12 protein-coding genes are annotated in these 15,479 nt (G+C 72.3%); 8 read left to right on the top strand and 4 right to left on the bottom strand.

The genetic code is table 11. The features are described 5' to 3' along the window. The first annotated feature begins 106 nt into the window (after positions 1-106). Positions 107-595, top strand: a complete 489-nt coding sequence (locus tag POL25_RS31955) for a YbhB/YbcL family Raf kinase inhibitor-like protein (protein ID WP_272090067.1) — start codon at positions 107-109, stop codon at positions 593-595. Positions 596-640: 45 nt separating this feature from the next. Here POL25_RS31955 and POL25_RS31960 read toward each other — a convergent pair whose 3' ends face one another. Then, on the bottom strand, positions 641-916 hold the full coding sequence (locus POL25_RS31960; RefSeq protein WP_272090068.1) for a PAAR domain-containing protein: 276 nt from the start codon (positions 914-916) through the stop codon (positions 641-643). A gap of 16 nt (positions 917-932) precedes the next feature. Then, a complete protein-coding gene (locus POL25_RS31965) occupies positions 933-3,071 on the bottom strand; it encodes a type VI secretion system Vgr family protein (protein ID WP_272090069.1) in 2,139 nt (712 codons plus the stop codon). 453 nt (positions 3,072-3,524) lie between these two features. Here POL25_RS31965 and POL25_RS31970 point away from each other — a divergent pair, with 453 nt between their 5' ends. The 6 genes from POL25_RS31970 to POL25_RS31995 all read left to right on the top strand — a co-directional run bounded on the left by POL25_RS31970 (position 3,525) and on the right by POL25_RS31995 (position 11,558). Continuing rightward, positions 3,525-4,781: a hypothetical protein gene (locus POL25_RS31970; protein ID WP_272090070.1), complete on the top strand. Its 1,257-nt coding sequence runs from the start codon at positions 3,525-3,527 to the stop codon at positions 4,779-4,781. A 62-nt stretch (positions 4,782-4,843) separates the two neighbouring features. Then, positions 4,844-6,679, top strand: a complete 1,836-nt coding sequence (locus tag POL25_RS44635; RefSeq protein WP_272090071.1) for a cytochrome c3 family protein — start codon at positions 4,844-4,846, stop codon at positions 6,677-6,679. A gap of 188 nt (positions 6,680-6,867) precedes the next feature. After that, on the top strand, positions 6,868-7,323 hold the full coding sequence (locus POL25_RS31980; protein WP_272090072.1) for a hypothetical protein: 456 nt from the start codon (positions 6,868-6,870) through the stop codon (positions 7,321-7,323). Between the two features lie 27 nt (positions 7,324-7,350). Continuing rightward, on the top strand, positions 7,351-7,929 hold the full coding sequence (locus POL25_RS31985; RefSeq protein ID WP_272090073.1) for a Uma2 family endonuclease: 579 nt from the start codon (positions 7,351-7,353) through the stop codon (positions 7,927-7,929). Positions 7,930-7,962: 33 nt separating this feature from the next. Continuing rightward, a complete protein-coding gene (locus POL25_RS31990) occupies positions 7,963-9,174 on the top strand; it encodes an aminotransferase class V-fold PLP-dependent enzyme (protein ID WP_272090074.1) in 1,212 nt (403 codons plus the stop codon). 140 nt (positions 9,175-9,314) lie between these two features. Continuing rightward, positions 9,315-11,558 (top strand): GumC family protein, encoded by a 2,244-nt coding sequence (locus tag POL25_RS31995; protein WP_272090075.1) that lies wholly within the window; start codon positions 9,315-9,317, stop codon positions 11,556-11,558. A 54-nt stretch (positions 11,559-11,612) separates the two neighbouring features. Here the strand turns inward: POL25_RS31995 and POL25_RS32000 are convergent, their stop codons facing one another. Then, a complete protein-coding gene (locus tag POL25_RS32000) occupies positions 11,613-12,281 on the bottom strand; it encodes a DUF3592 domain-containing protein (RefSeq protein WP_272090076.1) in 669 nt (222 codons plus the stop codon). Positions 12,282-12,585: 304 nt separating this feature from the next. Between POL25_RS32000 and POL25_RS32005 the strand changes: the two genes are divergently transcribed. After that, positions 12,586-13,623 carry an endo alpha-1,4 polygalactosaminidase gene (locus POL25_RS32005; protein ID WP_272090077.1) on the top strand — a complete coding sequence of 346 codons (1,038 nt, stop codon included), beginning with the start codon at positions 12,586-12,588 and terminating at the stop codon, positions 13,621-13,623. Position 13,624: 1 nt separating this feature from the next. On the opposite strand, the gene POL25_RS32010 is transcribed toward POL25_RS32005, so the two are convergent. Beyond that, complete coding sequence (locus POL25_RS32010) at positions 13,625-15,433, bottom strand: hypothetical protein (protein WP_272090078.1); 1,809 nt, start codon at positions 15,431-15,433, stop codon at positions 13,625-13,627. Positions 15,434-15,479: the final 46 nt, after the last annotated feature.

Below are 15,479 nucleotides of genomic sequence, written 5' to 3' on the forward strand. Positions count from 1 at the left end.
GCGACGGCCGCGCCCGTTCACCTGGCGTCGGGACCGCCCGGGCCGCGCCCCGCCTGCGCGGCGTCCGAGCCGGCGCGCCCGCCGGCCTGCGTACACTCGCGCCGTCATGCAGCTCCGCTCGCCCGCGTTCGCCTCGATGGGACCGATCCCCCGCGCGCACACCTGCGAGGGTGACGACATTTCGCCGCCGCTCGAATGGGGCGACCCGCCCGCCGGCACCTGCAGCTTCGCGCTGATCGTGCAGGACCCCGACGCGCCCGACCCCGCCGCCCCGCGCCGCATTTGGGTCCACTGGATCGTCGTCGATCTGCCGCCCGATCTGCGAGCATTGCCGGCCGACGCGGCCGCGTCGCTGCCGTCGGGCGCGCGACACGGCGCGAACGACTGGGGCCGGACCGCGTGGGGCGGCCCGTGCCCGCCGATCGGCCGTCACCGCTATTTCTTCGCCCTCTACGCCCTCGACACCCGCCTCGACGCGCTCCAGGCCCCGACCCGCGCCGCGCTCGAGGCCGCGATGGCCGGGCGAATCCTGGCCCGCGCCGAGCTGGTCGGCACCTACGAGAAACAGCGCGCCGCCCCGCACCGCACCGGATAACATGTCCATTCGGACATGTAACATGTCCGAATAGACAGGCCCGGTTCAACCACCGATGAGGATCTGCGGGAACCCGGCGACGATCGTGCCGCCGTGGCTGGTCGGGTCGCCCATGCGCGCCGCCGGCTTGCCGTCGACCAGCACGGTCGTCGAGCCGGAGGCGATGCTGTCCTGTCCGATCACACAGACGGCAGGATCTCCGACCCGCGCGGCCGGCAGGTAACCCATCAGCACTTTGGGCGAGCCGGCGGCGATGGGACCGCCGACGTGGTAGGGGATCGGGCACGTATGAACGTCGGTAGCGCGGGCTGCAGGAGGCATGGCGAGTCTCCTCGGTTCAACCGTTGGGGGCCTGTTCGGACGGAGTGGGCGCCGTCGGCGACGTCGGCGCGGTGACGGAGGGCGCGCTCGGCGAGGCCGGCGAACCGGCGGCGCCGGGCAGGGCCGCGCCGCCGCTGTTGAGCTTGAGCAGGACGCCCTCGATGCTGACGCCGGCGCTGTCGATGGTGACGAAGCCGCCCGGGCCCTGCAGGGTGATCCCGGTGGTCGCCTTCAAGATGAGCGTCATGCCCTCGACCACCACCGTGCCGGTCGCCTTGGTGCTGGCGTCGCCGGTGACGCTGACGTTGCTGTCGCCGAGGCTGCTGAGGCTGTGCGCGCCCATGACCGAGATCCGCTGCGCGCCGCCGATCTTGAGGTCGAGGCCGCCGCCGATGCCGAGCGTCGTCTGCCCGCTGACGTCGACGTCGACCGTCGCGCCGAAGCTGGCGCTGGCCGCCCCGCCGACCTTGGTGTGGGCCACGCCGACGACCTCGGTGTGGGCCGCCCCGCCGATCTTCGTCATCGCGTCGGCGCCGACGGTGCGGTGCTCGTCCTTGCCGACCTGCGCCTTGCGATCGTTGAGGACCTTGTGGTGCTCGTCGTGGCCGACGGTCTCGCGGCGGTCGTTGCGGACCGTGAGGTCCATGTCGCGCTGGGCGTGCACGAACACCTGCTCGTCGCCCTTGGCGTCCTCGAAGCGCAGCTCGTTGAAGCCGCCGCCGGTGTAGGTCTCGCTCTTGATCGTGCTCTTGGTCTTCTCGTCGGGCAGCGGGTACGGCGTGGCGTTGTTGCCGTGGTACACGCGCCCGGTGACGATCGGCCGGTCGGGGTCGCCCTCGATGAAGTCGACGATCACCTCGTGGCCAACGCGCGGGATGAACATCGCCCCGTAGCCGTTACCGGCCCACGCCTGGCTGACGCGCACCCAGCACGACGACTTTTCGTCGCTCTTGCCCTCGCGGTCCCAGTGGAACTGGACCTTCACGCGCCCGTGCTCGTCGACGTGCACCTCTTCGCCGGCCGGACCGACCACGGTCGCGGTCTGCACCCCGCGCACCTGCGGCCGCGGCGTGGCCCGCGGGGCCCGGTACGGCACGCTGCTGGGGATGCAGGTGAACTCGCCGCGGTAGACCAGCTCCTGCTCGGCGGTGTGGTCGATCGTGCTCGGCTGCTCGCCGAAGTGATTCACGCGCAGCACCCGGTACTCGCCGTCGAGCTCGACGCGCGGGTGGTCGGCCAGCTTGAACCCGAAGCCCGGGGTCAGGCGCGGCGAGTCGGTGGTGCCGCGACCGACCCGCTTCACCGCCTGGGCCGCCTCGAGCTCCGACTTCGCCAGCCGCTTGCCGAGCCCCGCGTCCTGGAACTCGCCCGGGAAGTCGTAGAGCTCGAACGTCGGCTTGGCGCCGGCGTGCTCGGCCTCGAGCAGGCGGTCCGGCTGGTGCAGGTTGAAGTCGCGCAGCGTCACGTGGTCGGGCCGGATCTCCTCGCTCATGCGGAACAGCCCGACGTGCTCCTTGTCGCGGACCATGTCGTCGATGCGGAACGGCAGCGTCGGCTCGCCCACGATCAACGGCGCCCCGCCGGCACGGTCGCTGATCACCATCACGTGGCGCTTCGCCGCGTGGTCGAAGTAATAGACGATGCCCTCCTCCTCCATCAGTCGGCTGATGAACTGGAGGTCCGTCTCGCGGTACTGCACGCAGTAGTCGCGCGGCGCGTAGCTCCCGGTCAGCTCGAACTGCTGGCGGCGGCGGCTGATGCCGGCCCCGTCGAGCACCTTGCGCAGGATGTCCGGCGTCGACATCTGCTGGAAGATCCGCGAATTGGTGCGAAACAGCAGCGTATAAAGCTGCGGCACCAGCGTGATGCGGTACATCGCCCGCGGCCGCATCTCGCCGGTGTACTCGGCGCGCAGGATGATCCCGTGGACCAGCCGCGGCTCGCCGACGCCGACCACCTTGAGCAGCGCGCTGCGTCCGACCAGCTCGCCGACCTCGATGTGGCGGGCGACGACGTCGAGGTGGAACTCGTACAGCGCCGAGATGCCCTCGCTGCCGCTGAAGCGCACGACCCAGAAGTTGTCGCTGAGCCCCTCGATCTCGAACGTACACGAGCGATCAGCTTGACGTGCGACCAGCAGCAGCTCCGACTCCATCGCCGACCCTCCAGCTCGGCTCTTATCACGCGGCTGCGCGCCGGTGCAAACAGAACGGGCCGTGCGGGCTGTTCCGCGCGCCGCCGGGCGAAGCCGCGCCCGCGCCCGCGCGCGATCGACTGGCCTGCATTTCACATGTCTCATGGGACATGACCTTCGAGACATGAAGAGGTCGCGTCCGCCGCGCTCGCGCCCGCGAACGCCCGTCCCGGCCGCGCTCCGCCGGGCGTGCGCGGTCGCGGCACGGCCGCGCCCGGATGCGCTAACCTGCCCCGGCCGCACGGGATCGGCCCGCATCGGTCTTTGTGTAATTCCCTGACCCCGGACGACGCGCATGACATCGCCTCGAAGCCGCATGCTGCCGGACAATCCGATCCTCCACGACGCCGACCGCGAGCAGCACGAAGACCTGGGCATCCGGGCGGCCCTGCACGAGGCCAGGACCGCGGCGACATGAGCGGTGACGAGCTGGAGCGCCTCAGCCAGGCGATCGCCCTCGCCGACGGCTTCCAGCTGCTGGTGCTCGAGTGCCACGACCTCGACGCGTGGGACCTTCACCGCCTGTTCGACGCGGTCCAGACCCGCGTCGCCGCGTTGCGTGGAGTGCCGCCGCTGGTGCTGGTCTATGACCCGCACGTGACCACGCGCGAGTCTGGCAGCCTGCGCGACGAGGCGTGGGTCGAAGGTGTCCTCGAGGCCATCCTGCGCGTGCCGGCGACCGACACGGAGGAGGCCTCTGTGGTCGCGGTGATCGACGGCACCGGATTCGACGAGGCCGATGCGGACAGCCGCGAGCTACTCAGCTGGGAGTTCCTGTTTCATCGCATGAACGAGCGCCGCAATGCGGTCAGCCGCACCCTGCGCGGGACGCTGGCGCTGGCGCTGCCGCCCGCGCTGGTGCGCGTGTTCCTCGAGGAGGCGCCGGACGTGGCTTCGATCCGCAGCGACATGATCGGCCTGAATCCGTCACACGTACCAGCTTCACCCGGCCGCCCGCAGCTGACGCGCCGCATGGGCTACGCGCCCGAGCTGCTGCGCGAGGCGGCGCTGCGCCGCCTCGCCGCCGATCCGCGGCTCGAGCCGTCGGCGCGGGACAACGCCCGCCGCGCGCTCGCGCCGGCCTCGCAGCACGAAGAATCACCCCCGGCCGCGCATGATCCTGCGAGGCAGGCGCTGCTCGAGCTGCTGCTGTCGCTCTTCTCCGTCGACGAGCTGCACCGCATCACCGTCTATCAGTTCGGGACGGAGCTTGGCGCGCAGCTGCCCATGCAAGCGCCGGCCGCGAGCGTCGCCTTGGCGCTGATCACCAGCCTCGAGCGACGCGGGCTGCTCGACGACAACTTCTTCGCGCTGCTCCGCCGCGAGCGTCCGCGCCGCACGCCGGAGATCGATCGGGTCCAGCAGCTCCACGGCGGGCCGTCAGCGCGCCCGCTCGTTACCTCGTCGTGGCGCTGGACGCCGTCGCCCGAGGAGCTGCACCTCGCGCTGCTCGAGCTGCCGCGCGCGCAGGTCCACCAGGCCGTGCAGCTCGCGGAGGACGAACGCGTCAGCGCGCCGCTGACCCGCAGCGGCGCCGCGCACGCCAGGAGCGTGCAGCGGGCCCGCATGTCGGTGCGCGACATCGTCAACCAGGCCGCAAACCAGGGCCCGGACGCGCTGCAGCGCCTCGCCGACGCGCTGGTGACTCTCGGCTACCAGCCGCGCGCCTGAGGTCCCGGCACGCACCTGCGGGCCTCGCAACGCACCCTGGTGGTTGTGCCATCATCGCCGACGTGCGCCCCGCCCCGCTGCTCGCCGTGGCCGCGTTCGCCGGCGCGGCCGCGGTCGCCTCGATCTCCGGCCGCCTCGGCGATCATCACGAGCGCCGACGCAGCCACGCGGAGCTCACGCGACACACGCCCGCGATCGGTCGCAGCGGCTACGTCGGCTCGGACGCGTGCGCCCCGTGTCACCCGGCCGCGCACGCCAGCTGGGCGGCCACCTATCACCGCACCATGACCCAGCGCGCCGGCCCGGACAGCGTGCTCGCCCCGTTCGACGGCCGCGACCTCGACGGCCCCGGCGGCCCGCACCGCCCGCTGCGCCGCGGCGACGAGTTCTGGGCCGAGCTGCCCGACCCCGAGCACAAGCTCGCGCGCGCCGCCGAAGGCTTGCCTCTGGGACATGTCCCGAAGGTCATGCGCCGCATCGTCATGACCACCGGCTCGCACCACATGCAGGTCTACTGGGTCGAGAGCCCGCGCGACCGCCGGCTGCACGCCTTCCCCTCGGCGTGGCTGACCGACGAGCAGAAGTGGGTCCCGGTCGAGAGCACCCTGCTGCGGCCGCCACAGGGCGACGTCGTCTACACCTGGAACCGCGCCTGCGTGCCGTGCCACGCCGTCGCCGGCCAGCCGCGCATCGACGACGCCCGCGTCGACACCCGCGTCGCCGAGCTCGGGATCGCCTGCGAATCGTGCCACGGCCCCGGTCGCGCCCACGTCGAAGCCCGCCGCAGCCCGCTGGCCCGCTACGCCATGCACCTGTCCCCGGGGCCAGATCCATCGATCGTCCAGCCGGCCCGCCTCGACCACCGCCGCAGCGCCGAGCTGTGCGGCCAGTGCCACGGCGTGGCCCGCTTCCCCGACGAGGCCACCTGGCTGGCCCGCGGCGACGCCTATCGCCCCGGCGAGCCGCTCGCGCCGCACCGTCAGTTGGTCCGCCACCCGGTGCGCGAGGCCCAGCCGTGGCTCGACGCCGTGCTCGACGAGGACCCCGAGTACCTCGCCGGTCGCATGTGGTCCGACGGCCACGTGCGCGTGACCGGCCGCGAGTACACCGGCCTGCTCGAGACCCCGTGCTTCCAGCGCGGCGAGCTGTCGTGCCTGTCGTGCCATCAGTTGCACGGGTCCGATCCCGACGACCAGCTGCGCGCGGCGGCGACCGGCGACGGCGCCTGTACTTCGTGCCATGTCCTTCCGGACATCCAGGCCCACACCCGTCACCCGGCCGGCAGCGTCTCGTGCTACGACTGCCACATGCCGCGGACCTCCTACGGCCTGCTGGGGGCAGTCCGCAGCCACGTGATCGACAGCCCCGATCTCGCCGTCACCCTCGCCACCGGCCGCCCCGACGCCTGCAGCCTGTGCCACGTCGATCGCCCGCTGGCGTGGACCGCCGGCCACCTGCGCGGCTGGTACGGCCACCCCGAGCCCGAGCTCGCGGGCCATCAGCGGACCGTCGCCGCGGCTGTCCTTTGGGCCATCTCGGGCGACGCCGGCCAGCGGGCTCTGGCCGCCGACGCGCTCGGCCGCGGCGACATCGTCGGCCCCGACTGGCGCGCGCCGATCCTCGCGCACCTGCTGGCCGACCCCTACGACGCGGTGCGGCAGATCGCCGCCCGCGGGCTGCGAAGGCTGCCGAGCGCCGCCGGCCTCGAGGTCGACGGGCTCGCGCCCGCGGAGGTGCGCGAGACCACCGCGGCCGAGCTGCTCATCCGCTGGCGCGCGGCCCCGCGGCCTGGCCCCGACCCCGCGCGGCTCGTCGATCCCGCCGGCGATCACGATCTCGCGACCCTGCAGGCGCTGGCCGCCCACCGCGACGAGCGCCCGATCGACCTGAAGGAGTAGCCGATGCCGCCCCCCTGCCGTGAACTCGACTGCCCCGCTCGCGGTGCCTATCTCCGACCGCAGCGCGGTGACGCTCGAACGCCGATTCCGAGGAGCACCAAGCCTGCTCGCTCACCGCGAACTCGCGAGCCCGTGACGAAGCTCGACCGCGCCGCCGGTGACCCGTTCGCTCGCGCGAGATATCACCGATGATCGCTGCCGACCCCGCCCCCGCGGACCGCTACGCCGCCCGCCACCTGCGGAGCGGCTGGCTGTGCCTGCTGGTGTTCCTCGCCGCCGGCCTCGCGCTCGAGTCGCTGCACGGCCTCAAGGTCGCGGCCTACCTCGACCTCGACCAGGCGGTGCGGCGGCACATGTGGACGCTCGCCCACGCTCACGGCGCCCTGCTCGGGCTGGTCCACCTCGGGCTCGCCGCCACCGCCCGCGCTCACCCGTCTCTTGCGACATGTTCTCATGGACATGTCGCATCGGTCAGCCTCGACCTCGCCAGCCTGCTGCTGCCGCTCGGCTTCTTCCTCGGCGGCCTGTGGCACTACGCCGGCGACCCCGGCCTCGGCGTCCTGCTGGTCCCGGTGGGCGGCGCGCTGCTGGTGCTCGCCGCCCTGCAGGTGTTGCTGGGCCTGCGCCCCGCCCCGGAGGCGTGAGCGCGCGCGGCGTGCTATCGTGCGTGGGTGTCGACCGCCCGCAAGCTCGCTACCTACGACGACCTCCTCGCCGACCCGAGCGAGGCCAAGACCGAGATCTTCGACGGGGAGATCCACGTCCAGCCGAGCCCCCTGGCCGGCCACGGTCGGGCGCAGCTCGCCCTCGGGCGATTCATCGGCGGGCCCTTCGACGGTGACCGGCGCGGGCCCGGCGGGTGGTGGATCCTGGCCGAGATGGACGTCCGCTTCGACGTCCACAACGTCGTCCGTCCGGATGTGGTCGGCTGGCGCCGGTCCCGACTGCCGGATCCATGGAACTCTCGACCGATCGACGTCGTGCCCGACTGGATCTGCGAGGTCCTCTCGCCCTCCACCGCCAAGATCGACCGCGTGCGCAAGCGGCAGCTCTACGCCCGCCATGGCGTCCCGCACTACTGGCTCGTCGACCCGATCGACCGCGTGCTCGAGGCCTTCGTCCTCGACGGCGCCGAGTGGCGGCTCGCCGGCACCTACGACGACACCGACATCGCCCGCATCCCTCCGTTCGAGGCCATCGAGATCCCGCTCGAAGAGCTATTCCCGCCCCTGCCGCCGCCGCCCGCTTGACCTGCGCCGCCGCGGCTCGGTTATCCTCCGCGCGTGACCTTCCCGCTCGACCACGTCCGCTCGCAGTTCCCCGGCCTCGCTTGCGACGAGGTCTTCCTCGACAACGCTGGCGGCTCGCAGATCCTCGGCGGCGTCATCGACGGCATCGGCGCCTACCTGCGCGACTGCAACGTCCAGCACGGCGCCACCTACGGCGCCTCGCAGCGGGCCGTCGCCCAGGTCACCGCCGGCAAGGAGGCGCTCGCCTCCCTGTTCGGCGGCGGACCGGGCACCGTCGTGTTCGGCCCCTCGACCACGCAGATCATCTTCAACATCGCCGTCGCGCTCGGGCCCTCGCTGCGGCCGGGTGACGAGATCGTCGTCACCGAGGCCGACCACGAGGCCAACGTCGGCGCCTGGCGGCGCGTCGCCGCCCAGCGGGGCGCCGAGGTCAAGGTGTGGCCCCTCGATCGCGCCCGTCAGACCCTCGAGCTGGCCGACCTCGCCCCGCTGCTCGGCCCACGCACGCGGCTCGTGTGCATGACCCACTGCTCCAACATCCTCGGCACCATCTTCGACGTGCGCGCCGCCGCCGAGCTGGTGCATCGGGCCGGCGCCCGGCTGTTCGTCGACGGCGTGGCCTACGCCCCGCACGGCCCGATCGACGTCGCCGCGCTCGGCGTCGACGGCTACGTCTTCAGCGTCTACAAGGTCTACGGCCCGCACCTCGCCGCTGCCTGGCTCGCGCCCGAGCTGTTCGCCGAGCTCGCCAACATCAACCACGACTTCTACGACTGCGGCCCGTACCGCCTGCAGCCCGGCGGCGTCAATTACGAGCTCGTCGCGGCCAGCGCGGCGATCGCCCGCTACCTCGACGATCTCGGCGAGCGCCTCGGCCCCGGCCCCGACCCGCGCGGGCGCGCCTGGGCCGCCATCGCCGCCCACGAGGCCGACCTCGCCGAGCACTTGCTCGGGTTCCTCGGGACATGTCCCAAAGTCCATGTCGTCGGGGACATCCGCCCTGGCCGGGCCGTGCGCGTGCCGACCATCAGCTTCGTGGTCGACGGCGTGCCCTCGCCGACCATCCCGGCGCAGGTCGATCCGCACGGCGTCGGCGTCCGCTTCGGCGATTTCTGCTCGCGCCCCCTGGTCGACGCGCTCGGCCTGCGCCCCCACGGCGGGGTCGTGCGCGTCTCGCTGGTCCACTACAACAGCCACGCCGAGGTCGAGCGGCTGATCGCCGCCCTGCGCCCGATCGTCGCCTGAACGGCCCGTCCTGGAGGCGGGTCGCCGCTCGCGCCGCGGCCCGTCGCCGCCTGCCGGGCGATCCGTCACCGCCCGTGAGCACGGTTCCCTCCGCGTCGCTCTCTTGGCGCTGCGGCGCGCTCGGCCTAAGCTGTCCCGACGTGACGCCCCCGCCCGGAACCGCGCCCGCGCCCGACCCGACCGGCCCTGACGAGGCCGACCGGGCCATGGAGCAGCTCATGCGCTTCCTGGCGATCCTGCGCCGGCGCTGGCTGGTCGTCGCGATCGTCACGGTGCTGGCCCTCGCCGGCGCCGCGATCGCCATCACCGCCCTGCAGCCGCGCTGGCGGGCCAGCGCCACCGTCGTGCTCCACCTCGGCGGCCCGCAGGTGCTCGACAAGGTCAAGAACGTCACCGAGGACACCGAATCGCGGCTCCTCGCTTACAAAGAGTACTACCAGACCCAGCGCGAGATCATCGGCAGCCGCGCCGTCGCCGAGCGGGCCCTCGCCGCTCTCGGCCTCGCGCAAGATCCGGTGTTCCTCGGCCTCGCCGACATCGGCTCCGAGGCCGAGCGCATGGCCCTGGCCGCCGAGGTCGACCCGATCGAGCGCCTGCGCGGGATGGTGTTCGTCGAGGAGGTCCGCGGCTCGCGGGTGCTCAAGATCAGCGCCGACTACCCCGACCCGCAGATCGCCGCCGACATCGCCAACGCGCTCGCCGAGGCCTACCTCGCCCACGTCGACGCCTCGCGCATGCGCACCGGCGACGCCGCCAAGGCCAACATGGAGACCGAGCGCGCCAAGGCCCTCGCCGCGCTCCAGCGGGCCGAGAAGGCCCTCTCCGACTTCAAGCAGCAGCACGGCATCAGCTCGATCTCCCTCGCCGACCGCCAGAACGTCATCACCGAGGCGATCATCAAGACCACCGCCAACCTCAAGGACGCCGAGGCCGAGTCGTTCGCCGCCGGCGCCGTCCACGAAGAGGCCGAGCGCCTGCACAAGGCCGGCAGCATCGCCGGCGCCAGCCTGCTCCCGCCGCTCGAGCGCCGCGTCTTCGAGGACATGCGCGCCGAGGAGCTCGAGGCCGAACGCGAGGTCGAGCAGCTCAGCGTCAAGTACGGCGACAAGATGCCCGAGCTGCAGCAGGCCAAGAGGCGCCTGCGCATGATCCAGGGCCGCATCGCCAAGGAAGAGAAGGAGCTGCTCGCGGGCATCAAGGCCCGCGCCAACGCGGCCCGCAAGACCGAGGTGCGCCTGCACGGCTCGCTCGACGGCGAGAAGGCCAAGGCCCTCGGCCTCACCCTGCTCGAGCGGCAGTACCGCGAGCTCGAGCGCGAGTCCAAGACCGCCGCCGAGTCCTACGAGCTGGTGTCGAAGCGCGACACCGAGATCGAGATGCTCGGCCGCATGCAGTCGGAGGACATCGAGATCCTCGACCGCGCCACCCGGGGCCGCAAGCCGGTGTTCCCGCCCAAGGCGCTGCTGGTCGCGGTGGCGCTGGTCAGCGGCCTCACCCTCGGCGCCCTGCTGGCCCTCGGCGTCGACGTCCGCGACAACCGGATCCGCGGCCTCCTCGACCTCGAGCGCGCCCTCGCCGGCCTCGGCCTGCCGGTGCTCGGTCAGCTGCCGCTCCTGCCCGCCGACGCCCGCATCGGCGTCAGCAACCTGCGCGCGCAACGGCGCCAGCGCGACCTCCACACCCTGCTGTTCCCGCAGTCGCTGATGGCCGAGCGCGTCCGCGGCGTGCGGACCTCGCTCGGCTTCGCCGCCGGCAAGGACGGCCTGCGCACCCTCGTCGTCACCTCGCCCAACTCCGGCGAGGGCAAGAGCTCGACCGCCGTCAACCTGGCGATGAGCTTCGTCCAGTCCAAGAAGCGCGTGGTGCTCATCGACGCCGACATGCGCCGCCCCCGGCTGCACCAGGTGTTCGAGCCGCCGATCGGCCGCGAGGTCGACGGCCTCGCGCGCGTGCTCGCGGGCAAGTGCACGCTCGACGAGGCGCTGATCACCGGCGGCGACGTGCCGGAGGGGATGTCGCTGCTGCTGTGCGGGGAGATCCCGCAAAACCCGTCGGAGCTGCTGGAGAGCCCGCAGACGCGCAAGCTGCTGGCGGAGCTCGGCGAGCGCTTCGACCTGGTGGTGCTCGACACGCCGCCGGTGCTGCCGGTCAGCGACCCGCTGATCCTCGCGCGCATGGCCGACGGGGTGGTGGTGGTGGCCCGCTGCCAGGCGACCACCCGCGCCGGCCTGCAGCGCGCCCTCGCCACCCTGCGCCGCAGCGAGGCCAACCTGCTCGGCGTGGTCCTCAACGAGGTCGACGCCCGCCGCGAAGAGGCCGGCTACGGCGCGGGCTATTACTCGTACCACGCCGACCCCAAAGCCGCCGCGCAGGGCTCGGCGTAGGGATGTCTCTTGGGACATGTCTCATTCGACATGTCCCAAGGGTAACCTAAAATATCACGGGTCCGGCGGCAGCGCCCGGGTGTCGATCACCACGCGCTGCGGGTCGCGCGGGTCGTAGCAGACCGGCAGCGTCGGACCCTGGAGGTGCGGCCGCGGGTCGTACCAGAACAGCTGGCTCTTCACGAGCCGCAGCCGCCGGTCGCCGGGCAGCACGAACTGGCACAGGATGACCCACGGGTGGTGCTCGAGCTCGTCGTCCGAGCGGTCCTGCTCGACCGAGACGATCGTCCCCTCGACCCGCGCCCCGTCGCGCACGATCGCCGCCATCACCCGCTCGTGCCGGCGCGCCACCAACAACCAGATCAGCGCCGAGAACACCAGCTGGCCACCGGCGCCGGCGAAGATCAGCGGCAACAGCCAGCGCGCGCCCCAGGTGTCGATCTCGGCCCACGCGTCGTCGGCCAGGTCGTAGACGATCGGGACCTCCTCCCCGATCGCGTACGGCGTCTGCGTGGCGATGCCGGCGTGGAACACCCGCGACTCGCCGCCCTGGGTGACGTAGGCGATGTCCGGCGCGAACAGCTCGTCGACCGGGCGCAGCGACACCACCCGGCCCTCGGCCAGCTGCGTGGCCGCGAGCGCGCGCGCGCCGACGATCGCGAGGACCAGGCCGACGACGATGAGCACGACCCCGAACAAGCCGACGACCGTCGAACCGCGCACCTTCCCAGAGTGACCGCACGAACGGCGGTGCACAAGCCGACTCGATTGTACTTCGCCGCGGCCGCGCGCGAGCGAGCGACACCACGAGCGCGCCGCGGTCCCCATCGCCGGGCCGACCAGCCCCGCCCGAAGTCACGCGATGCTCTGCACCGGCCTCGGCGCGAGATGCACCTTGGGACAGGTCGATTCACCCGCGAACACGCGATCGCGTCGGGGACATATCAGCGCGCGAGGCGGCATCACCCCGATCTGGCGCGCCCGCGCCCGCGCGTCCTCGTCGAGGTCCCCGTGTTACGGTCCGGCCATGATCCAACGTTCGCAGGTGTGGTCCTTGTCGGCGATGCTGCTCGTGGCCTGTGGCGACTCCGGCTCCGTCAGCACGGAGAGCACGTCGGCCGGGCCGACCACCGACACCGAGGCCGCCACCGATCCGGGCACCTCCACCGACGCCACCAGCTCCGGCACCCCGACCGAGGGCAGCTCCACCGTCGATCCCACCGTCGACCCCACCGGTGCGACCACCCCCGGCACCACCGAGGGGCCGGGCACCACCGAAGGACCGGGCACCACTGACGGGCCAGGCACCACCACCGAGGCGACCACCGACGGCACCACCGGCGGCGCCGACGTCCAGTTGCCGCCGCCCGACGCCGAGTTCGACTACCAGCTCGGCGAGGCCTACGACCCGCCGGGCGAGGTCAAGATCGTCTCGCGCGACCGCAACGCCGCGCCCGCGCCCGGCATCTACAACATCTGTTACGTCAACGGCTTCCAGGTCCAGCCCGACGAGGAGGACTTCTGGCTCGACGATCACCCTGACCTGATCCTGCGCGACGGCATGGGCGATCCGGTGATCGACATCGATTGGCAGGAGATGCTGCTCGACACCAGCACCCCGGAGAAGCGGGCCGCGCTGGCCGAGATCGTCGGCGGATGGATCTCCGGCTGCGCCGCCGACGGCTACGACGCGATCGAGATCGACAACCTCGACTCTTACTCGCGCTCGCAGGACCTGCTGACCCAGGACCAGGCCGTCGAATTCATGGCCCTGCTGTCCGCCGTGGCCCACGCCGAGGGCGTGGCGATCGCCCAGAAGAACTCGACCGAGCTGCTCGATCGCAGGGGCGAGATGGGCACCGACTTCGCGGTCGCCGAGGAGTGCAACACCTACGAAGAGTGCGGCGATTACATCGACGCCTACGGCGACGCCGTGCTGATGATCGAGTACGTCGAGAAGGACTTCGCCGACGGCTGCGCCAATTATCCGCAGATGTCGCTCGTCCTGCGCGACCTCGACCTCGTCGGGCCGGACGACAACGGCTACGTGCGCGACGCCTGCTAGCTCAGCGCTCGCACAGCCGCTCGGCGAGCTGCCGCTCGAACAGCGATTCCGGCACCAGCCCCGGCTGACCGGCGCCCTCGATGTAGCCGGCGGGCTGGTCGAACGGCGCCGGCGGCTTGTCGCCGGAGAACGTGCCGCTGCCGCCGATCGCGTAGTTCTGGGCGGTCGGCGGCTGCTGGATGACGGCGACGCCGTCGCCGGTGGCGTAGTTCCAGGCCACCGAGTGGGCCAACGACCAGCCGTGGCCGGTGCCGTAGTCGCCGCGGTTGTAAAGGCCGAGCACCACCAGCTTGTCCTTGGCCGGCTCGGCGTCGACGACGTTGTCGTAGAGCAGCCCCATGCTCCACCGCCGGTGGCCCTCGCTCGACGCGTTGGCGCCGGTGGAGGTCGAGCGATGGAACACCACCCCCGAGGTGTACGACGTCCCGTTCGACACGAAGTGATGGCGGCCCCGGGTCGCGTGGCAGTCGGTGAACAGCACCTGCTGCCCGCCGCTGGCGTCGAAGTTGTACATGCGCTCGCCCGTGATCTGGGCCACCGGGTCGAGCGCGCGCGCGTGGGCCACGGTGACCTGCACACCGGTCTGCACCGTGACCGCGGCGAAGCCGAAGTGCAGCGCGGTGAACCGGCGCACCCACGCGTCCTCGACCCCACGCATGGCGATCGCCGTCCACGCGTGGTCCTCGTCGTCGCCGCCGAGCGTGTCGATGTCGATCCGCAGGTCCTCGACCCCGACCTCGGTCACCAGCCCCGCGCGGTCGGCCCTGTACACGTACGCCTGCGACAGCGCGCGATCGAGGTGGTTGAACACCGGCGCGTCGACCGTCAACGCCGGCCCGTCGATCGCCATGACCTGCCGCTTGAACACCAGCGGCTGCGAATCGACAGTCCACGGCCCGTCGGCCCCGGTGCCGCCGTGGTCGACCGCGGCCAGCCACGCCTCGGTGCACGGGTGCACGATCACCACGTGATCGCCGACCGCGTAGAGCGACGGGTCGGCGACCTCGAAGGTCCGCGCCCCGACCGGCACCCGCGCGCTGACGATGTCGCTGCGGCTGTTCGGAAGCTCGGGCTGCCAGCGATCGTTGTCCCCGCTGCCGACCACCAGCACCGGGCGCTGGTGCGGCTCGTCGCCGATCGCCCGCAAGATCGTGCTGGTCGCCGGATCGTCGCCGTCGCCCGCGCCGCGCAGCACCACCCCGCTGTGCCGCAGTCGCACGGTGCCGTGGATCTCGTACTCGCCGGGTCCCAGCAGCACCGCGCCGCGCAGGCCGTCGACCCCGGCCGGCATCGCCCCGAGCTCGTCGATCGCCTGCTGCAGATGCTCGGTGTTGTCGCCGGCGACCGGGCCGATGCCGAGCACCGTCGGCACGTCGGGGATCGGCGCTTCGCTGCGGTGATAGCCGGCGTAGCTGAAGTCGGCGATCCGGTTGTCCTGCTCGTCGGCGACGTAGGTCAGCGCGTCGTCCTCGACCGGCACGATCTGCGAGGTCCAGCTGCCCGGCGGCTGCGCGAGCGGCGGAGGACACTGCGCGGCGCCGGTGGTGCTGTCGTCGCCGGTGCTGCTGTCCGTCGCCGCGCCGCCGAGGTCGGGCGCGGGCGCTCCGGTCGACGTGCCAGTGATCGTGACGACGCCATCGGTCGGGTCGGTGCCGGTGGTCGGCGCGCCGCCGGTGCCCGTCGTCCCGGTGGTCGTCGTCGTCGTCTCGCCGCCGCTGGTGCCGGTGGTCGCGCCGCCGCCCGCAGGACAGGCGGTGACCGCCGTGAGGAGGATGCCGCCCAACACAGCGCCGCGGACCGGGATCGTCATTGGTAGATCCTACCCTTCCTCTGCTTGAGCCGGAGGAAGGGCAGGA

It is taken from the genome of Nannocystis bainbridge (assembly GCF_028368995.1).
Classification (GTDB): domain Bacteria; phylum Myxococcota_A; class Polyangia; order Nannocystales; family Nannocystaceae; genus Nannocystis; species Nannocystis bainbridge.